Annotated in this window: 26 protein-coding genes, 5 tRNA genes and 1 pseudogene; 22 read left to right on the top strand and 10 right to left on the bottom strand. The window is 45.5% G+C overall.

Annotated features, from left to right (window positions below; translation table 11 throughout):
* Window positions 1-157 (bottom strand): annotated as a pseudogene (locus tag Q0238_RS03310) (radical SAM protein); the annotation flags it as partial.
* A gap of 498 nt (window positions 158-655) precedes the next feature.
* On the opposite strand from Q0238_RS03310, the gene Q0238_RS03315 reads away from it, so the two are divergent.
* A complete protein-coding gene (locus tag Q0238_RS03315; RefSeq protein ID WP_297942901.1) occupies window positions 656-1,714 on the top strand; it encodes a DUF3137 domain-containing protein in 1,059 nt (352 codons plus the stop codon).
* An 88-nt stretch (window positions 1,715-1,802) separates the two neighbouring features.
* Here Q0238_RS03315 and Q0238_RS03320 read toward each other — a convergent pair whose 3' ends face one another.
* The 4 genes from Q0238_RS03320 to Q0238_RS03335 form a co-directional block, all read right to left on the bottom strand.
* A complete protein-coding gene (locus tag Q0238_RS03320; RefSeq protein WP_297942903.1) occupies window positions 1,803-2,324 on the bottom strand; it encodes a hypothetical protein in 522 nt (173 codons plus the stop codon).
* Between the two features lie 273 nt (window positions 2,325-2,597).
* Window positions 2,598-3,269: a hypothetical protein gene (locus Q0238_RS03325; RefSeq protein WP_297942905.1), complete on the bottom strand. Its 672-nt coding sequence runs from the start codon at window positions 3,267-3,269 to the stop codon at window positions 2,598-2,600.
* 286 nt (window positions 3,270-3,555) lie between these two features.
* A complete protein-coding gene (gene lysM, locus Q0238_RS03330; protein ID WP_291939442.1) occupies window positions 3,556-3,978 on the bottom strand; it encodes a peptidoglycan-binding protein LysM in 423 nt (140 codons plus the stop codon).
* A gap of 199 nt (window positions 3,979-4,177) precedes the next feature.
* Complete coding sequence (locus Q0238_RS03335; protein WP_297942907.1) at window positions 4,178-5,380, bottom strand: chloride channel protein; 1,203 nt, start codon at window positions 5,378-5,380, stop codon at window positions 4,178-4,180.
* Between the two features lie 125 nt (window positions 5,381-5,505).
* Between Q0238_RS03335 and Q0238_RS03340 the strand changes: the two genes are divergently transcribed.
* Window positions 5,506-5,658, top strand: coding sequence for a hypothetical protein (locus tag Q0238_RS03340; protein ID WP_297942909.1), 153 nt, complete (start codon window positions 5,506-5,508; stop codon window positions 5,656-5,658).
* A gap of 305 nt (window positions 5,659-5,963) precedes the next feature.
* Here Q0238_RS03340 and Q0238_RS03345 read toward each other — a convergent pair whose 3' ends face one another.
* The 4 genes from Q0238_RS03345 to ribA are packed head-to-tail and all read right to left on the bottom strand — an operon-like array spanning window position 5,964 to window position 7,844.
* Window positions 5,964-6,506 (bottom strand): hypothetical protein, encoded by a 543-nt coding sequence (locus Q0238_RS03345; RefSeq protein ID WP_297942911.1) that lies wholly within the window; start codon window positions 6,504-6,506, stop codon window positions 5,964-5,966.
* Window positions 6,503-6,709, bottom strand: a complete 207-nt coding sequence (locus tag Q0238_RS03350) for a hypothetical protein (protein ID WP_295153197.1) — start codon at window positions 6,707-6,709, stop codon at window positions 6,503-6,505. Before Q0238_RS03350 ends, Q0238_RS03345 begins: the two co-directional genes overlap by 4 nt.
* The gene (gene rsmG / locus Q0238_RS03355; RefSeq protein ID WP_297942913.1) at window positions 6,709-7,287 is read right to left on the bottom strand and encodes a 16S rRNA (guanine(527)-N(7))-methyltransferase RsmG; all 579 of its coding nucleotides are present in this window, start codon (window positions 7,285-7,287) and stop codon (window positions 6,709-6,711) included. Before rsmG ends, Q0238_RS03350 begins: the two co-directional genes overlap by 1 nt.
* Window positions 7,284-7,844 carry a GTP cyclohydrolase II gene (gene ribA / locus Q0238_RS03360; RefSeq protein ID WP_297942915.1) on the bottom strand — a complete coding sequence of 187 codons (561 nt, stop codon included), beginning with the start codon at window positions 7,842-7,844 and terminating at the stop codon, window positions 7,284-7,286. Before ribA ends, rsmG begins: the two co-directional genes overlap by 4 nt.
* A gap of 63 nt (window positions 7,845-7,907) precedes the next feature.
* Between ribA and hemB the strand changes: the two genes are divergently transcribed.
* From hemB to Q0238_RS03395, 7 genes are read left to right on the top strand one after another with little or no spacing between them, the layout of a single operon-like run.
* Window positions 7,908-8,882 (top strand): porphobilinogen synthase, encoded by a 975-nt coding sequence (gene hemB, locus Q0238_RS03365; protein ID WP_297942917.1) that lies wholly within the window; start codon window positions 7,908-7,910, stop codon window positions 8,880-8,882.
* Window positions 8,883-8,884: 2 nt separating this feature from the next.
* A complete protein-coding gene (locus Q0238_RS03370; protein WP_297942919.1) occupies window positions 8,885-9,100 on the top strand; it encodes a hypothetical protein in 216 nt (71 codons plus the stop codon).
* A 9-nt stretch (window positions 9,101-9,109) separates the two neighbouring features.
* Entirely contained in the window at window positions 9,110-9,502 is a 393-nt protein-coding gene (locus Q0238_RS03375) for a type II toxin-antitoxin system death-on-curing family toxin (protein ID WP_297942921.1), read from the top strand.
* Window positions 9,499-10,422 carry an ornithine carbamoyltransferase gene (argF, locus tag Q0238_RS03380; protein ID WP_297942923.1) on the top strand — a complete coding sequence of 308 codons (924 nt, stop codon included), beginning with the start codon at window positions 9,499-9,501 and terminating at the stop codon, window positions 10,420-10,422. The genes Q0238_RS03375 and argF overlap by 4 nt, the downstream gene beginning before the upstream one ends.
* A gap of 14 nt (window positions 10,423-10,436) precedes the next feature.
* Complete coding sequence (locus Q0238_RS03385) at window positions 10,437-10,919, top strand: DUF2603 domain-containing protein (RefSeq protein ID WP_297895436.1); 483 nt, start codon at window positions 10,437-10,439, stop codon at window positions 10,917-10,919.
* A complete protein-coding gene (gene hemN / locus Q0238_RS03390) occupies window positions 10,912-12,276 on the top strand; it encodes an oxygen-independent coproporphyrinogen III oxidase (protein ID WP_297942925.1) in 1,365 nt (454 codons plus the stop codon). Before Q0238_RS03385 ends, hemN begins: the two co-directional genes overlap by 8 nt.
* An 11-nt stretch (window positions 12,277-12,287) precedes the next feature.
* The gene (locus tag Q0238_RS03395) at window positions 12,288-13,592 is read left to right on the top strand and encodes a (Fe-S)-binding protein (protein ID WP_297942927.1); all 1,305 of its coding nucleotides are present in this window, start codon (window positions 12,288-12,290) and stop codon (window positions 13,590-13,592) included.
* 616 nt (window positions 13,593-14,208) lie between these two features.
* Here the strand turns inward: Q0238_RS03395 and Q0238_RS03400 are convergent.
* Window positions 14,209-14,421, bottom strand: coding sequence for a hypothetical protein (locus Q0238_RS03400; RefSeq protein ID WP_297882846.1), 213 nt, complete (start codon window positions 14,419-14,421; stop codon window positions 14,209-14,211).
* Between the two features lie 126 nt (window positions 14,422-14,547).
* On the opposite strand from Q0238_RS03400, the gene Q0238_RS03405 reads away from it, so the two are divergent.
* From Q0238_RS03405 to rplL, 13 genes are all read left to right on the top strand, one after another.
* A tRNA-Thr gene (locus tag Q0238_RS03405) sits at window positions 14,548-14,623 on the top strand.
* A gap of 36 nt (window positions 14,624-14,659) precedes the next feature.
* Window positions 14,660-14,744: transfer RNA gene (locus Q0238_RS03410), tRNA-Tyr, on the top strand.
* A gap of 12 nt (window positions 14,745-14,756) precedes the next feature.
* A tRNA-Gly gene (locus Q0238_RS03415) sits at window positions 14,757-14,833 on the top strand.
* A gap of 113 nt (window positions 14,834-14,946) precedes the next feature.
* Window positions 14,947-15,021 (top strand) — tRNA-Thr (locus tag Q0238_RS03420).
* 56 nt (window positions 15,022-15,077) lie between these two features.
* Window positions 15,078-16,277, top strand: a complete 1,200-nt coding sequence (tuf, locus tag Q0238_RS03425) for an elongation factor Tu (protein ID WP_040304280.1) — start codon at window positions 15,078-15,080, stop codon at window positions 16,275-16,277.
* A 55-nt stretch (window positions 16,278-16,332) separates the two neighbouring features.
* Window positions 16,333-16,506 (top strand): 50S ribosomal protein L33, encoded by a 174-nt coding sequence (rpmG, locus tag Q0238_RS03430; protein WP_005872634.1) that lies wholly within the window; start codon window positions 16,333-16,335, stop codon window positions 16,504-16,506.
* A 7-nt stretch (window positions 16,507-16,513) separates the two neighbouring features.
* Window positions 16,514-16,589: transfer RNA gene (locus Q0238_RS03435), tRNA-Trp, on the top strand.
* 12 nt (window positions 16,590-16,601) lie between these two features.
* On the top strand, window positions 16,602-16,775 hold the full coding sequence (gene secE / locus Q0238_RS03440; RefSeq protein WP_005872632.1) for a preprotein translocase subunit SecE: 174 nt from the start codon (window positions 16,602-16,604) through the stop codon (window positions 16,773-16,775).
* 13 nt (window positions 16,776-16,788) lie between these two features.
* On the top strand, window positions 16,789-17,319 hold the full coding sequence (nusG, locus tag Q0238_RS03445) for a transcription termination/antitermination protein NusG (RefSeq protein ID WP_291939405.1): 531 nt from the start codon (window positions 16,789-16,791) through the stop codon (window positions 17,317-17,319).
* A gap of 20 nt (window positions 17,320-17,339) precedes the next feature.
* Window positions 17,340-17,765 (top strand): 50S ribosomal protein L11, encoded by a 426-nt coding sequence (rplK, locus tag Q0238_RS03450; RefSeq protein WP_005872629.1) that lies wholly within the window; start codon window positions 17,340-17,342, stop codon window positions 17,763-17,765.
* Between the two features lie 56 nt (window positions 17,766-17,821).
* Window positions 17,822-18,523: a 50S ribosomal protein L1 gene (rplA, locus tag Q0238_RS03455; RefSeq protein ID WP_291939398.1), complete on the top strand. Its 702-nt coding sequence runs from the start codon at window positions 17,822-17,824 to the stop codon at window positions 18,521-18,523.
* 113 nt (window positions 18,524-18,636) lie between these two features.
* Window positions 18,637-19,116, top strand: coding sequence for a 50S ribosomal protein L10 (gene rplJ / locus Q0238_RS03460; protein WP_295152864.1), 480 nt, complete (start codon window positions 18,637-18,639; stop codon window positions 19,114-19,116).
* Window positions 19,117-19,136: 20 nt separating this feature from the next.
* Window positions 19,137-19,520, top strand: a complete 384-nt coding sequence (rplL, locus tag Q0238_RS03465) for a 50S ribosomal protein L7/L12 (RefSeq protein ID WP_297942929.1) — start codon at window positions 19,137-19,139, stop codon at window positions 19,518-19,520.
* The last annotated feature ends 15 nt before the right edge of the window (window positions 19,521-19,535 follow it).

Raw genomic sequence — 19,535 nt, forward strand, 5'->3', positions numbered from 1 at the left:
CGATCTCACAGGGCTCGCTCATCGCGCTTACCGGCTTGCCCGCGCCCAGCTCGCAATAGACGCAGTTGAAGTTGCACTGCTTGCGCTGCGGGCTCAGGTCGATGCCGAGGCTGCGCCCGAACCTACGCGAGGCGACGGGCCCGAAAATATATCTCATTTTTGCTCCATGATTTGATTTATGTGCAGCGGCGTTTTTAGCGCAAGATTTTGCTTTAAATTTTGCTTTGCGGAATTTTAATTTGCAAAATTTTAATTTGAAATTCCGCGTCGTGAAATTTTGCTGAAATTTGCTTTTAAAAATTTAGCTAGAAAATCCCGCTTTTAAATTCTACGTAGCAAATTTATACCGATCTCAAGTCTCGCACCAATAACGCTTTGCATCGAGCCTTGAAAATTCTACCTAGCAAATTTATGCCTTGGAATTTAACTTCCACGTGCCGAAATTTGGCGCCGCTTTTATGAGAAATTCCGCTTCTGCGCGCCGTTCCGCTACGACGGAATTTTAAGCTTAGAGTTTTAAATTTATCCTTAAATTTAGGGCGCTGTGCGAAATTCATATAAAAATCCGCCTTATGTGCAGACGAGTGAGCTTTGAAATTCCAAAATCCCTAGAATTTCGCTAAAATTGCGGGCAAATTTTAAAAAAGGCGAAATTTTGACTATTTACGATTTGGAGCGTCTGCGACTGGACGCCAAAAAGCACGTGGAACAGCTAAAGTTCATCATCGTCGTAAGCACGATCGCCCTGTTTGCGGTATTCGGCGTCATCGCGTATTTCGCGCGCAGGCAGGGCGTGCAGAGCTTTAGCGCGACGATGCTCGTGTTGCTGGCGGTCGCCTCGCTCGCCGTGAGCCTGCGCGAGGTGCACTTAAACGGCTGGCAAAAGGATCTCATCGGCACGGAAAATATTTTGAAATTCGGCGCAGTCGCGATCTCGTTTTTGATCTTCAAATACTCCGCAGCCTTGCCGCAGGCGCTGATAGGCTTGGCTGCGCTTGCGCTTGCGGTGTGGCTAGCGGCGCGGCTTTATGCGCTCGGCGTAAGAAGCGCACAAGATATCTTTACCGGGCGATACCGCCAAAGTTACAAGCAGCACTATCTGGCGCCTTTCGTGCGCGAGCTCGGCTACGAATACGTCTCCTACGGCAGCGTGCCGTTTTGGCGCGTGGTGCAAAGCGATCTGTTCGAGTTTATCGAAAATCTGCGCGGCAATGACCGCGTAGGCGGCGCGTGGCAGGGGGTGAGCTTCGAGTTTAGTGACGTGAGCTTTTTTCATCAAAATTTGCAGCACGAGCTCGTGGGAGCATTTTTCGTAGCGGAATTTAACAAACGCATCATCGCGCCCGTTTTCATCTATCCGCGCGAGATACAAAACAAACAGCACGTAGGCCTAAAGCCCGTTGCGATGGATAACGTGGAGTTTGCCGCGCGCTACAAGGTGCTAAGCGATGAGCCGCAAAACGCGATGTACGTGCTGACGCCTGCATTTATGGAGCGATTTTTGGCGGTGGGCGACGCGCTCGGGGCGCAGATCTGGGCGAGCATCAGAGAGCGGCGGATCCATATTTTCGTGCACACCGGGCGCGATAATTTCGAGCCTAGCGTCTATGAAAGCGTGCTGCGCCGCGATCCCGCAAGCGAGATAAAGAGTGAAATTCTAAGCTTTCTGAGTATCGTTAAAATTTTAAAACTGAACGTGAGGATTTGGATTTAGACGAGCGAGTTTGGTTAGATAAAATTTATAGATTTTTGCGGCAAACCGAGCTTCGATCGTCTAGGCTTATACTTGCAGCTTTATAGTTTTAGGCGAACAGATAATTCTTTTTGATGTAGTCGATATCTATATTTTTCTGCAAAAAATACTCTTTGATATCGTTGTAAATTTTATCATTGTAGATATAGATAAGATAGTATCTTGGTAAAATATTGTGATATCCGGGGTTAGTTGTATATTCGGCGACCCCTATAAACGGCATAGCACTAAAACCCTTAAGGTTTTTATTCATCGATAGATAAAATATAAAATTTAAGAAAAACCCCCATAGGTAGATAAAAAATATTATCTCTAAAAGTTCCCATTTTAAAGCTATGAGCCCCATTATCGTAAGAGATAAATTGCAGATATTCCGCGAAATTTTTGAGCTAATAAATACGTCAATCGAAAAGCTCCTTCGCAGTTCGTCGAATTCTACTTTGCAAAATCTCTTAACGACGCCGTTTTCGATAAATTCTATATATCTATCCGTAAACCTTATTTGTTGCTTGCTGCGAATTAACTTAAAGATACATATCGCAATAAGAATCCCTAACATTACCAAATTCATAACTACGCCTTTTGGCGAACATAAAGATCCGCATTCCATAAAATCCTTTATTATAGCTATCGTTAAGACTGAAAATAACAATACCAAATACCAAGCGATCGCAAAAAATTTTTCATAGCCGTTTATGACCAACGGCTCTTTGTCGTAGTCTCTGAGTTATTAGAAATTTCCATTACTTTACATTCTTTTTATGAAATTTTGATCTCTCGTAATGGTTTTTTCGCATAGCCTAATCTATTTTTACTTTGTGTCGCCATTACTTACTCCTTTGATTTATATAAAAATTTGCGGCCGAATTTTGTCTAAATTCTTCCCGGTCTTTAGCAAAAAATAGATTTTTAATTCTTTGTATTGCTTACTCGTTAAAATCGAGGCATCGATAATAAAATGTTTATCAAAAATGATCAAACTGTCGCTGCCGAGTATATCTAATCCGAGCCCCAACCCGTTTATTAATCTAAAAATCAGGAGCGGAAGTATGCCCAGGCCAAACGCTATCGGCACTACGAACGGAGCGATCGCGTAGCCTTTGAAGTAAAAAACGGCGGACATCAAAACAAAATAAATTATAATGATGCTAAGTATAAGTTTTTTTGTAGGAATTGATGATTGAAATTCGGAGGAAGGCCCGAAGGTTCGCTTAATCTCCGCTATGTTTGATAGCTCTATCTCAAATAAGATCAAATTCTTCTTCGTAGAAAAATACTCTATCGCGGAATTCTTAAATTTAATATAGCAGGTTCCCAGCTCTTTTAGCCGTTCATTTAACTCTCCTGGACGCGGCGGCCTATATGGTGCAAAATGCAACAACACATCTAAGATGAATACAATCGGCAGATATAGCTTTATCATCTCTATCGCGTTGTCTTTGATGATTATCGGATATTTGTCGTAATCCCTAGTTTCGGTCTTTTTTAGCGTAGCGCTGATTTTAAATTTATCCAAATTTAGCTCTTTATAAATAGAATTTCAAAGCGTTTTATATGTTCTCAAATAGGATGGCAGCGCGCAGCAAGTGCGGCGGATAATCCACTATCCGCCGTCGTACGGCCCGTAAAACCACGCCTCTTAAAACGTAAAACGCGGCGCCTCGCTAACTAGTAAAATTTAGCTCGCCAAAATCGCGCTGCGTCGCAGGTTTATAAAACGCAGTTCGCATAAACGCAGCGCAATGCTCGCAAAAGTAAAATTCGCGGTTTGCAAAATCAAGCCGCAGCATTCAAAAGCAAGCTTAAGCTTTTGGAATTCTGATCTTCTGCCCTGGATAGATGAGGTTCGCGTCCTTGATAACCTCGCGGTTGGCGTCGAAAATAATCTTGTATTTGTTCGCGTCGCCGTAGAATTTCTTCGCGATTTTAGATAGGTTATCGCCCTTTACGATGGTGTAGTAGTTTTCGGCGCTATCCTCTCTAATGCCCTCGATCTGCACGTTTTTGATGCCTGCGGTATTGCCCGCGATGAGGGCTGCTTTTTCAAGAGTTTCCTTATCGGCGTTGCCGCTGATTTTGACGGTGTCGCCCTGCACCTCGACCTCTAGCCCTTCTACCGGCGTAGAGCTGAGATTGGTGGCGATCTCGTCTTTTACGTGCTTGGCGTCATCGCCTAGACCTAGTAGTTTCTTGCCTGCTTCGGCTACGAATGAAAGTAAACCCATTGTTTTCTCCTTTGGTTAAAGTGGCAAAATTTTATCTTAAATTTACCAACGATCAGCTTAGATGCATATCCTTACGGCTCCGCCCTAGCCCAATGATGCGACCTACTGCGCTCAGTCTATGCGCGACAGCAGGTCCTTGGACCATCATCGCCGCGCCCATCGATTCATGTTTGCAGCGTATGAATTATCAGCGCTGCGACTACGCTAAATTTTTCGTCAGTAAATTTCTAGCGATCACGGCGCATACGATGCTAAAAACGACGACCGAATATGAGTTGAGATTTAGCCCGCAAAATCCCGCGCTTAGGGCAAAGGCGCAAAGCGGCGCGTTTAGGTTGATCGCTAAAAAGGCAGCCCCTCCGCAAACCCCCGCTGCGCTTAGGCTGATAGGTAGAATTTCGCCGATCGCAAATCCAACGCATAGCCCCAAAACTGCGCCCAGCGCGAAACTCGGCGTGAGCGTGCCGCCATATCCGCCGCAGCGAAAGATCATCAAAATGCAAAATGCCTTGCAAAGCAAGATCGCAAGCAAATACGGGCTGAAGGATGCGGAGTTGAAAGCAAACTGCGCTGCAGAGCGTCCATTGCCTAAAATTTCAGGCACGTATGCGCCGACCGCCGCGGTAAGTAAAAACGCAAGCGGCAGTGTAAGTGCGATTTTAAGGCTTTTTATGCGCAGCTTTTCGCACAAGCGCACTCCGTCTTGAAAGTATTTTGCTGCGACTCCCGTGACAAGCCCGATTAGAGCCGCTGCGAGTAAATTCTGCGGGGTAGGGGCGAAGTTCGAAACTGCGTAATAAATTTCTTTTGAAGCTCCGAATTCCGCTGTAGCTGTGGCCACCGCACTTGTAGCAAAGGCGCACAAAATCGCTCGAGTATCAAAGCTTTTGAGTAAAATTTCTAGGCTAAAAAGCGCGCCCGCTAGCGGGACGTTATATGCAGCGCCCAGTCCCGCTCCCGCGCCGCATGCGACAAATAGCCGAAGCTCATCTCCGTCGATATTTAAGGCGCGGCAGATTTTAGCCGCAAACAAGCCGCCCAGCTCGCGCGGAGCAGCCTCACTGCCTACCGGTGCGCCCATGGCGATGGCTGCAAGCTGCAAAACCGAGTGGATTAAATTTTGCCAAAACGGCGGATTTCGCCCATCCATCATCGAGGCTACGTTTAAAAAGGGTTTTAGCCTTATTAGCAGAATTCTAATTATAGTTACGATTGCGCCGGCTGCGAGGACGCTAAGAAAGCGCCTAAGCGCAGTGGTTTGCTCCGTGATAATGTGAAATTCCTCATCATTATGCCCGAAAGCAAAAGTTTCAATTTCGTTGATGCCGAAGTTTAAGAGCCCCGCGCAAAGCCCCATTATAACGCCTATCGCAAGGATCGCTAGAAAGAATTTAGTACTCAAAATATGCCTTTTTGAAACGCATAATTATATAAAATTTTAGCTTTAAAAAATCCTTACCGTGCATATAAAAGTAGCTAAAACGCGAGTAAATTTTAAAATAATGGCTAGGAATTTATATCATCTCTGTGAGTAAAATTTTACAAAATTCTATGAAGCGTAGGCAGAGGCGGAATTTTATTTACGCTAATCGCGCGAGTAAAATTTACGTAGATTTTATATCGCGCGTAGAAAATTTAGTAGAATTTCGCATCGCGCGGGAGGATAAAATCCTATTTTAAATTTCTTGCCTCGAAGACAGGCGAAATTCTACGTAAAATTTAAATCTATCCGAATCTATCCGAGCGGGTAAAATTTTCAATTGAGTAAGCGAGAAAATTTTGCAGAGGACACGTGAGATTTCGCACAGAATTCTAGTTTGCGAAAGAGGGCAAAATTCCGCGTAGAATTCCGATCTGCGTAAGCAGGCGAAATCTCGCGTGAAATTCCAAGCTGCGTGGTTAGGCAAAATTTCGCGCGGAATTTTAATTTTGTGTGAGTCATAGAATTTTGCGCCCCCTCGCGAACAAATTCGCTTAGGATTTTGCTATTTTTTCCAAATATCGTCTTTTTTGCTGGCTGAGGGCGCGCTTAGCTTTTTATCCAGAGCCGAAATTTTATCCGCGAGCTTTTGCGCGCCGTCAAAAATTTCATCTTTTTTCGGAAGCCCGAAGTGAAATTTCGAACCTACGCTATCTCCGATGCTTGCAAGTAGCGATTTGGGCGCGTTTGCGATCGCGTCTTTAAAGATCGCCGCGTCGATGCCGAGCTCGGCTAAGTTTTTTAACGCCCGCGCAGAGCCGATAAACATCGCGATCTTGGCGTCGAAAAGATAATCGTTTGCTAGCTTTTGTGCGGCCGCGGCGGATTTTTTATCCACGATGATGAAGCGCGCGCCTGCGCCATTTGCGAGTAAAATTTCATTTATATCGTTCGTAATAACGCTAAATTTTTTCTGCGCCTTTTGCGCCGCGGCGATGAGTTTGTCGTTAAATTTAAAGAGCAGATTGTCGTATTTGAAAACTTCGTCGCCGTTTTTGATGAGATACAGCGGCTCGTATGGCACGAGCGCGTGGCCTAGGATGATCATTTGCCGCCCCTTAGTTTGGCTTCGCAGGATTTGCAAAGGCGCTTTTTATCGCGCAGGGCAAGCTCGTCGTTGCTAAAGTACGTCCCGCACTCGTCGCACGCCAAAAGCTCGGTCGCATCGTCCTTTTTCTTTATGCGAAATCTAGGCACTATCAAAAAATATATGAGCGCCGCGATAACGGCGACGGCTAGAATTTTTCCCATTATTTTACCCCTTTGATCACTAAAAAATTTCTATTTTTCAAAGCGTTTTCGCCGCTAAAAATTTCGCAGCGTGCGCTCGTAAATTCCTTGCGGAATTCCTCCGCTTCCGCCTCTGCGCCCGAGCCTTTGTAGAGCAAAAACGTCGTGTTTTCGTCGTAAAAGCCGCGGCAAATTTCAATTAAGCTTCGCGCACTCATCAGCGCTCGCGAGCTTATCAGATCGGTGCGCAGCTTTGCGCCGTCTTGCACGCGCTCAGCGTGGATTTTTACGTTAGCTAGAGCAAGGCTAACCTTTGCATAGGTTAGAAACGCCGCTTTTTTCTGGTTGGGCTCAAACAGATGCCACTCGCACAGCGGCAGCGCGAGCGCCAAAAATAGCCCTGGAAAGCCCGCTCCCGAGCCGATGTCGCACGCGATGCGCGGATAGCGCGGTATGAAATTCGCTCCGCTTAGACTGTCGCGTACCACCGCGTCCAAATCGTCGTAATTCGTGAGGCTATGGACGCGGTTAAATTTTTGCAGACAGGCTTTAAATTTAGCCACCTGCTCGTTAAAGCTCTCGCCGGGCGCAAGCTTCACAGCAGATGCCCCATCTGCTCTTTTTTGACGCGCAGATAGTTTTCGTTAAATTTATTAGGCGTGATGATTATCGGCACGCGCGCGACCACTTCGACTTTTAGATCGTGCAGCTTTTGCGGGTTGTTCGTAAGCAGATTTATGCGCGAAATTCCAAAATGAGCGAGTATGAAATCCACGATCTCGTAGGTGCGCTCGTCTGCCTTGAAGCCGAGCTGATGGTTTGCTTCGATCGTATCGAGGCCCCGGTCTTGCAGCGCGTAGGCGTTGATTTTATTAAAAAGTCCGATATTGCGCCCCTCTTGACGCAGATAGATCACCATGCCGCCATGCTCTTCGATATATTTTAGGCTCGCTTCGAGCTGTTCGCCGCAGTCGCACTTTAGGCTGCCGATCGCATCGCCGGTAAGGCACTCCGAGTGGATCCGCACGTTTACGACGCCCTCCAAAGGTTGCTTAAATATCACTAGATGCTCTTTCTCGCCTTGCTTAAACGACTGAACGCGGAAGCTTCCGAAGCGGGAGGGGAGATTTGCGACCTCTGAAATTTTTATATCCATGCTTAAATTTACTCCGATTGTGATATTATAAATCTTACAATTCTAGCTAAAAAAGGAAAAATAATGTTTAAACGATTTAGGAGACTACGAATAAACCCCGCACTTAGGGATCTGGTGCGACAAACAGATCTGCAAACCCGCTTTCTAATCTATCCGCTTTTTGTGGTGGAAGGAAGCGGCATCAAAAAGGAGATCGCCTCGATGCCGGGCGTATTTCAGATGAGCTTGGATGAAATTTTAAAAGAGTGTGAAATTCTCACATCGCTTGGTTTGGATAAAATTTTACTTTTTGGAATTCCTTCGCTAAAGGACAGCATCGGCTCGGACGCGCTAAGCGAGGACGGCATCATCGCGACTTCGCTGCGCGCGATAAAGGCTAAATTTCCAAATTTATTAGTAATCACCGATCTGTGCTTTTGCGAATACACCGACCACGGGCATTGCGGCATCATCGATCACGTTCATCAGACGGTGGATAACGACGCGACGCTTGAAATTTCGGCGCAGCAGGCGCTCATCCACGCCAAAGCGGGCGCGGATATGATCGCTCCAAGCGGCATGATGGACGGCATTATCGCTACCTTGCGAGAGGCGCTCGATCACGGCGGATTTGAAAATTTACCGATTATGGCGTATTCGAGCAAGTTTGCCAGCGGCTACTACGGGCCGTTTCGCGACGTGGCGGAGAGCGCGCCGAGTTTCGGCGATCGCAGCAGCTACCAGATGGATCCCGCAAATAGATTTGAGGCGATCAACGAAAGTCTGCAGGACGAGGCGCAGGGAGCGGATATCTTGATGATAAAGCCCGCGCTTGCGTATCTGGATCTAATCAGAGACCTGCGAGAGCGCACGTTGCTGCCGATTTGCGCGTATAACGTAAGCGGCGAATATGCGCTTTTGCAGGCGGGCAAGAAGGCGGGCGTGATCGATTATGAACGCGTGATGATGGAGACGATGATAGGCATAAGGCGCGCGGGTGCTGATATGATCATCACCTATCACGCCAAAGAGATCGCGGAAATTTTAAACAGGGGCTAGCGATGAATAAGATAGCACTAGAGATTAAAAGTAACGAAATGGAAGCCGTCTTGGATGCGGTGATGAAGCTGGCAAAAAAGATGAAATTTGAAGCTAAAATTTTACCCGTAAACGGGGATGAGTGCATAGAGAATTTCGACGAGCTTTCGAGCGCCGTTATTGCGAAACTGGATAAGCCGAGCAATAGGGCCGTTTTTGAGCGATTAAAGGATAAATGAAAAAGACAAATGAAATATTTAACGCTGCATCAGGCTATTCTCATCCACGATAAAATGCTAGAAAAAATAGGCGGAAGCAAAGGTTATAATAAAACTTCGCTTGGCTATTTATCTTCCGCGTTGCAGAATATAAAAAACGATCTGTATTATCCTACTATGTCGGATAAACTCGTGCATTTGACGCATTCGTGCATAAAATTTCATCCTTTCATCGACGGCAATAAAAGGACGGCGATTTTGCTAGCCGATATGTTTTTATCGGTGAATTCTATAGTTTTGGACGACGAGGAATTTTATGCGGCGATGGAAGACGTAGTCGTAAAGGTGGCTGCGGGCGATATGACGAAAGGCGATTTAAAAGAATTTTTTAGTAAATTTATAAAAGATAAAGGAGCGATATGAGGCACTTTCTTACGTTAAACAATTTTAGCAAAGACGAGATAATCGAGATTTTAAATTTAGCGTTTGAGATAAAGAAAGAAGCCAAAGCGCGAAATTTTAAGCCATATTTGAAAGATCAAAAATTAGCGATGATATTTGAAAAAAGCTCGACTAGGACGCGCGTGAGCTTCGATGTGGGGATGAACGAGCTAGGCGGACACGCGCTATTTTTGAGCAGTCGCGACATCCAGCTCGGGCGCGGCGAGCCTATCAAAGACACTGCACGCGTGATTTCGCGAATGTGCGATCTGATCATGGCGCGCGTAAATCGCCACGAGACGCTCATAGAGCTTGCGGAATTTAGCCGCGTGCCGGTGATAAACGGGCTAAGCGATAAATTTCATCCTGTGCAGCTAATGGCGGATCTGATGACGATCGTGGAGTGCGGTATTGAAATTCCAAAAATAAAAGCCGCGTACGTGGGCGACGGCAACAACATGGCTCACTCGTGGCTGATGCTTGCCAGCAAGCTTGGCTTTGAGCTGCGAGTAGCGACGCCCGTGGGCTACGAGGCTGATCCGCAGATACTGGCGCAGGCGCAAGAAAATGCTAAAATTTCAGGGGCTAAAATTTTAATAACGAACGATATAAAAGAGGCGGTAGCGGGCGCAAACGTCGTGACGACCGATACTTGGGTCTCGATGGGGCAAGAAGCTGAAAAGGAGCAAAGAATTCGCGATTTTGCGGGCTTTTGCATGGACGAAAGCTTAATGACTCTGGCTGAAAAAAACGCGATCTTTTTGCACTGCCTGCCGGCGTACCGCGGATATGAGGTGAGCGAGGCCGTGTTTGAAGCGCACGCGGATGAAATTTTTGCAGAGGCGGAAAATCGCCTGCACGCGCAAAAGGGCGTCATGGTCTGGCTGGATCAAAAAAGATAAATTTAGGAGAACGCATGGAAGAAAAAGATAAGGCGCTAAAAAAGATCGACAAAGCGAGCGAATTTTTTGGGCTGGATAGCTCGAAAAGGACGGTTTTTGAAATTTCGCAGGGCGAGGACAACGAGAAAAAACTCACGCTAAAAAGCGGCTCGTGGAGCGACGAGGAGCCGTGGTTCGGCATCGACGAAAATAACGAAGTGCACACGATGATCTCGATAAAATCGCTTGCGAATCTTATCGCCGCGACCAAAAACGCGATGCAGGAAAATTTTAATCTCAAGCTTGAGCGCTCGATCTTGCAGCATACGCCAGTGGATTTCGGCGACGCGTGGATCGTGTGTATGGACGAGATCAGAAGGCTTACGGGCGCAGATCCGAGTGCGAAAAGATTAAGCTTAGACGTCGATGCCGTCGTCTCGCGCGTAAAAAGCCTGCATCCAAACCTTTTCATCGACATCGAAGAGCTTATCAAAACCAAGGCGGGCGGCCGTGAATAGCATAGATTTCGACGCTTACGCGAAATTTTCGCGCCCGGGGCCCCGCTACACGAGCTATCCGACCGCTTTGGAATTTAGCGAAAACTTCAGTTACGACGGGTATTTGAACGAGCTGAAAAATCAGAAAAGCTCCACGCCGCTGTCGCTTTACTTTCACATGCCGTTTTGCCGCTCCGCCTGTTATTTTTGCGGCTGCAACGTAATCTACACGGGCAAGCGCGACAAGATGGATCGGTATTTGGACTATATCGAGCGTGAAATGCAAATTTTAAGCGGCGTCGTGGACGGCTCGCGCCAGGTCGTGCAGATGCACTTCGGCGGCGGCACGCCTACGTATTTTAGCGCCGAACAGCTCGCGCGCCACATAAAAAATATCAAAAAATATTTTAAAAATTTCAGCCCCGAAGCCGAGATCAGCTGCGAGATCGATCCGCGATTTTTGAACGCCGAGCAGCTTGACGTGCTCGTTTCAAACGGCTTTAACCGCATAAGCTACGGCGTGCAGGACTTCGACGAGCGCGTACAAAAGGAGATCCACCGCATCCAGCCTTTCGAGCTTACGAGGGACGTCATAGCCATGGCGCGCGAGAGGGGGATAAAATCGATAAATATGGATCTGATCTACGGTCTTCCGTATCAGAGCCTAGCTAGCTTTAAGCGCACGCTGGAGCTTGCGCTTTCGCTTGATCCGGACCGCTTTGCAATCTTTAACTATGCGCACGTGCCGTGGATCAAAAAATCTATGCGTAAATTTGATGAAACGACCTTGCCGGAGCCTAAAGTGAAGCTTGAAATTTTAAAATTTACGCACGATTTTTTGAGCACGAACGGATATGAGATGATCGGTATGGATCACTACTCAAAGCCCGCGGACGAGCTTCATACTGCACTTAAAAACGGCTCGCTGCACCGCAATTTCCAGGGCTATACGACCAAGGGCGGCGCCGATCTGATCGGCATCGGGTTAACTAGCATCGGCGAGGGCGCGCGCCACTACGCGCAAAATTTCAAAGATATGGACGCTTACGAGGCCGCGATCGATGCGGGCAGACTGCCGTATTACAGGGGCGTTTTGCTAAATGAAGAGGATCTGCTGCGCAAAGAGGTGATTATGGGGCTGATGAGTAATTTTTGCGTCGATATAGAGGCGATCGAGGAGAAATTTAAGATAAAATTTTTCGAGCATTTCGGCGCGAGCTTAAAGCAGCTTGAGGCGCTAAAGGATTTCGTGCAAGTCTCGCCGAATAGAATTTCCGTAACGCCCACCGGCACGCTTTTGATCCGCAATATCGCGATGTGCTTTGATGAGTATATGGTTAAAAATTTGGGCGAGAAGCGCTTTTCTAAAACCGTTTAAGCGGCGCGGCTATGAGTAGGGCAAAGCTTGGAGCGTTCGATTTTGCGGCACTTAGCGAGCGCTGCGTAAAATGTGGTAAATGTATCCAAATCTGCACGGTTCATGGCATTAACGGCGATGAAGTAACGAGCCCACGCGGATTCGTGGATCTTTTGGGCGCTTACGGCAGGAATGATCTAAAGCTTGATAAAAACGCTAAGAAAATTTTTGAGAGCTGCTTTTTATGCACCAACTGCGTAGATATTTGCGGTGAGTCTTTGCCCATAGATACGGCAATCGAGAATGTTCGCGCGCGCATTGCGGAAAAATTTGGCATCGCGTGGTACAAAAAAGCTGCGTTTTGGCTGCTCGGGCACCGCAAAGCGCTGGATCTAGCAGCAGCGCTTGGATACGTGTTTCTTAGCTGTGGCTTTAAGATGCGAAAAGATACGCAAAGCTCTATGTCGCCTAGATTTGGCTTACCACTACTTAAAAAAGAGCGCTTGTTGCCTGCTCCTGCGAAAAAGAGCTTTATGAACTCGCACGCAGAGCTTATCGACAACGGCGGCGAAAAAACTATCGGAATTTTTATAGGCTGCATGGCAAACTACGCTTACACGGGCGTAGGCGAGGCGGTTCTACATATCGCGCGAGCGCTAAAGCTAAACGTAAATTTAATGAAGGAACAAGCCTGTTGCGGCGCCCCTGCGTATTTTACGGGAGATTTTGCAGCGGTTGAACGCGTGGCAAAATTTAATATAGCATATTTCGAAAAAGCTCTGCCTGCTCTTGATGCGATTATAGTGCCCGAGGCTACGTGCTCTGCAATGCTGCGGGTGGATTACGCGCATTTTTTTGAAAACGAGCCGCAATGGAAAGCCCGTGCGCAAAAGCTTGCGAGTAAAATTTTTATGGCGAGCGAATACTTTTATAAATTTACAAACTTAAGTGATCTTTTGATGCGCCGCGGCAAAAGGGCTTTAGCGATTACTTATCACGATCCGTGCCATGCCCGCAAAATGCAGGGTATTTGGAAAGAACCGCGCGGCTTGCTCGCTCAAAACTACGAAATAACCGAGATGGATGAGCCTAATAAATGCTGCGGATTTGGCGGCGTGACGATGCAAACCGAGCGCTACGAGCTCGCGCGTGAAGCAGGATTAGCTAAGGCGCGCGCAATGGCGGATCTACCCGTGCGCGTAGTTTCTGCCGAGTGCAGCGCGTGCAGGATGCAGCTAAATAACTCGCTTTCTTTAAGTGGCTCGCAGATGAGGTGCGTAAATCCGCTGGAACTCATCGCTGAAGCGCTTGTGGGCGAGGAAAATTCCAATGGATAAATTTTGCGTTTTAGAAGCTCCTGCATTTCGCCGTCTTTTTACTCAATTCAAATCCTGGGGTAAAATTCTGTGCTTTTTAAATTTTGATTTTTAAAAATTATGATGAAATTTTATCATTAGCTTGCAGAGGTTGTGGTCTACGCTTTTAAGCTTTCGGATATATCAGCCTGAAGTGGCGTGCGGTGCGAACCCATAGGCTTTGCTGCTGCGGTGGGATTGAGCAATATGATTTTAAATACTAAAATTTTGTAGTTTAGAATTTTAGCTGAGGGATTTGCGCAAAATTTTAAGGAGTTGAATTGTAAGATGGATTTTGGCAGAATTTTAATTTTACGTGGCATTATTTGAAGTTCTATGGAATTTGCGGCTAATGGCTGGAATTTTGATTTATTGATTTGCGCGGATTTGCTTGGCGCAGCAGGCTTAAAGCGCGAATTTTAAATTTCGTAAAATTTCAAATTAGTTACGCATGGGCTTCTTGCGCTTTGTGGTTTTGACGTTGGGGCAAAATTTCTTTCAAAAATGTCAAAGTATGCATAAAATATACTCACAATTTTTAGCACGAGATATTTGGTAAAAAGGCTAAGCTAGCGAGATCATGGATTTAAATTTAATTTTATTCTTGCTCTTTTGCGTCATCTTCAGAGTCTAGCTTTGCTTCTTCGATCAAAAGCCTGTTGGCTTCGGTAGCTTTTTTTATCTCGCTTAAGTTTTCTTCTATTTTATTTAAGCGCTTTTCAAGGGTATTTAGACGCTTTTCCGAGCGGGAGATAAAATAATAAATCAAATAAATCATAAAAACTATTATGATCCAAGGTACGATTTTCATATAAAATTCCTTAAAATTTAAAATTGCGCGCATTATAGCAGAAATTTTATGAAATTTTAAAATAGGCTGTTTTAGCCTTGACAATTGGGGATTTTTCGGTTATAATTGCCACTTCAATTTCAAAATGCTGGTGTAGCTCAGCTGGTAGAGCTACTGCCTTGTAAGCAGTGGGTCGGCGGTTCGATCCCGTCCACCAGCTCCATTTTTTGTAACAGTGTTTGACCAGATTTCATCAAAGGGTGAGATACTCAAGTGGCCAACGAGGGCAGACTGTAAATCTGCTGGCTTTGCCTTCCGTGGTTCGAATCCACGTCTCACCACCATGAATTTTTGATGCGGGATTAGCTCAGTTGGCTAGAGCATCAGCCTTCCAAGCTGAGGGTCGCGGGTTCGAGCCCCGTTTCCCGCTCCACCATTTAGGTTTACTGGGAGCTGTAAAACTTAACTGCTTTTATATGCTTACATAATCTAAATTTTGGTCGCATTGTTGGGTATTGGTAGCGATTTCTCTTTGCCTGAGTTTAGGCTCATATGGCTCAGAGGTAGAGCACTTCCTTGGTAAGGAAGAGGTCGCGGGTTCAAGTCCCGCTATGAGCTCCATAAAATAGAGTCGCTTAGTTTGTTGTGTAATCCACAAATCAATAACGGAGGATATGATGGCTAAAGAAAAATTTAATCGTAACAAGCCACACGTAAACATTGGTACCATCGGTCACGTTGACCATGGTAAGACTACTTTGACAGCTGCTATTTCTGCTGTTCTTTCCAGGAAGGGTCTAGCCGAGCTAAAAGACTACGACAATATCGATAACGCTCCAGAGGAAAAAGAGCGCGGTATTACTATCGCTACGTCTCACATCGAATATGAGACCGAGAAGCGTCACTATGCTCACGTTGACTGCCCTGGTCACGCCGACTACGTAAAAAATATGATTACCGGTGCGGCTCAGATGGACGGCGCTATTTTAGTTGTTTCCGCCGCAGATGGTCCTATGCCTCAAACTCGCGAGCACATCTTACTTTCTCGCCAGGTAGGCGTTCCATATATCGTAGTTTTCTTAAATAAAACCGACATGGTTGATGATCCGGATCTTTTAGAGCTAGTCGAAGAGGAAGTTAGAGATCTTCTTAAAGAGTATAAATTCCCTGGCGACGAGACTCCGATCATTAAAGGTTCTGCGCTTAAGGCTCTTGAAGAGGCTAAAGCCGGACAAGATGGTGAGTGGTCTGCAAAGATTATGGAGCTTATGGATGCCGTTGATAGCTATATCCCAACTCCTGTTCGCGATACCGACAAAGACTTCCTTCTTCCGATCGAAGATATTTTCTCGATTTCCGGTCGCGGCACCGTTGTAACTGGTAGAATCGAAAAAGGTATCGTTAAAGTTGGCGATACTATCGAGATCGTAGGTATTAAACCTACTCAAACTACTACCGTTACCGGCGTTGAGATGTTTAGAAAAGAGATGGATCAAGGTGAAGCCGGCGATAACGTAGGTGTTTTATTGCGCGGTACCAAGAAAGAAGAAGTAGAGCGCGGTATGGTTTTATGCAAACCAAAATCGATCACTCCTCATACTAAATTTGAGGGCGAGGTTTATATCCTAACTAAAGAAGAGGGCGGACGCCATACTCCATTCTTTAATAATTATAGACCGCAGTTTTACGTTCGTACGACAGATGTTACCGGTTCGATTACTCTTCCTGAGGGGACCGAGATGGTAATGCCTGGCGATAACGTTAAAATCACCGTTGAGCTAATCGCTCCGATCGCTCTTGAGCAAGGTACGCGCTTCGCGATTCGCGAAGGCGGTCATACCGTAGGCTCAGGCGTCGTTTCGAAAATCATCGCTTAATTTTTTGCAAGCGGAATTTTAAAATTCCGCTTGCTTTTTTATTCAAGGAAACTAAATGGCAAAGAATTCAAGTAGAGTAAAGGTCGGATTAAAATGCTCCGAAAGTGGCGATATTAACTATACTACTTATAAAAATAGCAAAACTACGACCGAAAAACTAGAACTTAAAAAATATTGCCCTAGATTAAAAAAGCACACGCTTCATAAAGAAGTCAAGTTAAAAGGCTAATTGTTATAGGGCAATAGCTCCAACGGTAGAGCGCCGGATTCCAAATCCGATGGTTGGGGGTTCGAATCCCTCTTGCCCTGCCACGAGGATTGGGTATGGAAAAAGTAAAAGAGTATTATAAACAAGCAAAAGTAGAGTTAGATAAGGTAATTTTCCCGACTAAAGATCAGACTAAAACAGCATATATCTCTGTGGTCGTCGTAGTCGTAGTTATTGCACTGTTTTTAGCGCTAGTGGATCTGATTATGTCCGCTTTAATAACGGCTTAAGCAAGGATACAATATGGCAAATAAATGGTATGCGATACAAACTTACGCCGGCAGCGAGATGGCGGTAAAGCGCGCGATAGAAGCGCTAAAGCAAGACGAAGCGCTTGAGGCTAAGATCGGCGAAGTGCTAGTGCCTACCGAAGATGTTATAGAGGTCAAAAATACAAAGCAAACCATTAAAGAGCGCAGCTTATATCCTGGGTATTGCTTTGCAAATTTAGATCTGGATACTACTTTATGGCATAGAATTCAGATGCTACCTAAGGTCAGTCGCTTTATCGGCGAGGCTAAAAAGCCCTCTCCGCTACCGGAAAAAGATATCGAAATAATTCTAGAAAAGATCAATAATCGCGAGGCTCCTAAGCCCAAGATTAATTTCGATGAGGGCGAGACGGTTAGAATCGTCGATGGACCTTTTGCTAATTTCAACGGCATCGTAGAAGAGTATGATATGATCCACGGCAAGCTTCGCCTCAATGTTTCGATCTTCGGACGAAGCACGCCGATTGAAATTTCATACTCGCAAGTTGAAAAGATTATTTAAATTTTATAAGGAGTAAATTTATGGCTAAGAAAGTTGTTGGCGAAATCAAGCTGCAAATAGCAGCCGCAAAAGCAAATCCAAGCCCGCCGGTAGGTCCTGCACTAGGTCAAAAGGGCGTTAATATTATGGAATTTTGCAAAGCATTTAACGAACGAACCAAAGATATGGCGGGCTTTAATATCCCGGTCATCATCACGGTTTATGCCGATAAAAGCTTTACTTTCATCACTAAACAACCGCCTGCGACGGATTTGATCAAAAAAGCGGCGAAGATAGATAAGGGTTCGGACAACCCTCTTAAAAAGAAGGTAGCGTCCTTAACTAAGGCTCAAGTTTTAGAGATCGTCGAGAAAAAGATCGCCGATCTGAATACCAAAGATAGAGAGCAGGCGGCTAGGATTATAGCGGGTTCGGCTCGTTCTATGGGTATTACGGTCACTGACTAGACCTTTTGACCGCTAAGGTTTAAAAAAGCGGTAGCACTTTAATTGCGGAGAAATATATGCCAAAAAATTCAAAAAGATTCAACGAACTTTTAAAAAAAGTTGACGTAAATAAAATTTATAGTGTAGACGAAGCGGTAAGCACGGTAAAAACTTTAGCTTCTGCTAAATTTGACGAGACAGTGGAGATCGCTCTTAAACTAAACGTAGATCCAAGACATGCCGATCAGATGGTGCGCGGCTCGGTCGTTTTGCCTGCTGGTACTGGCAAGAGCGTTCGAGTAGCCGTGATTGCAAAAGACGCAAAAGCTAGCGAGGCTAGCGAAGCAGGTGCCGATATCGTGGGCGCCGATGATCTGATCGAAGAGATTCAAAAGGGAAATATAAATTTCGACGTTCTTATCGCCACTCCAAATTTAATGGGACTAGTCGGTAAGGTAGGTCGTATTCTTGGTCCAAAAGGCGTTATGCCGAACCCTAAAACCGGTACCGTTACTATGGATGTCGCTCAGGCCGTTAAAAATGCTAAGGGTGGACAGGTAAATTTCCGCGTCGATAAGCAAGGAAATATCCACGCAGGCCTTGGCAAGGCGAGCTTTAGCAAAGAGCAGCTTTTAGACAATCTTACGACGTTTATCAAAACCATAAATAAGCATAAGCCAGCGACTGCGAAGGGTAGATACGTAACTCATGCATCGCTTTCACTTACTATGAGTCCTGCGGTTACGTTGGATAATCAAGAAATAATCGATTTAAAATAAAATTTTAAATTTTTATCTTAGATTGGAGATAGCTCAAGGTTTTTAACTTAATTGGTCGAAATTTCACAATTTCGATCGCTTGGCTTGAAATCACCGATCGGAAAGGAGACCTAATGACGAGAGACGAAAAATCAAAGATAGTAGCGGAGCTTGGCGAGGCTTTCAAGGCTAGCGAAGCTATAGTAATTTCCGATTTTAAAGGCCTTAGCGTTAAGCAGCTTGAAGATCTTAGAAATAGCGCGCGCGAAGCGGGCGTAAAGGTTCGGGTTATCAAAAATACCCTAGCCAATATCGCTTTAAAAAATGCCGAAAAAAACGGACTTAGCTTTAAAGATACCAATATCTTCTTATGGGGCGAGCAGCTTTCTGTATGTAAAGTAGCGGCTAAATTTGAAGAGAAAAATGAAATTTTTAAGCTTAAGACCGCTCATATCGATGGGGAAGTAGCCGGCGTAGATAAGGTTAGAGCGCTTTCGAAGATGCCTTCGAGAGACGAGCTTATTGCGATGTTACTTCAAGTATGGAATGCGCCGATTCAAAATTTTACGATCGGCTTAAATGCGCTTAAGCAGAAAAAAGAAGCTAGCGCTTAATTAAAATTTAGGAGAATAAAATGGCAATTTCAACAGATGAAGAGGTTTTGGAGTATATCTCTAATCGTTCGGTGCTAGAGCTTAGCGAACTAGTTAAAAAATTTGAGGAAAAATTTGGCGTAAGCGCAGCTCCAGTTATGGTAGCTGGCGGCGCAGGTGCAGGTGGTGCAGGTGCGGCAGCGGCTGAAGAAAAAACAGAATTCGACGTCGTATTGCTTGAGGCGGGTGACAAGAAAATCAACGTAATTAAGGTTGTTCGCGCCCTAACAGGTCTTGGTCTAAAAGAAGCCAAAGACGCTACCGAGGCTACTCCGTCCGTTCTTAAAGAGGGACTCAACAAAGAAGACGCCGAGAAGGCCAAAAAAGAACTTGAAGAAGCAGGCGCTAAAGTCGAACTCAAATAAATCGCGGAATTTTAA

Origin of the sequence: uncultured Campylobacter sp., assembly GCF_938045775.1 — a bacterium.
GTDB lineage: Bacteria > Campylobacterota > Campylobacteria > Campylobacterales > Campylobacteraceae > Campylobacter_B.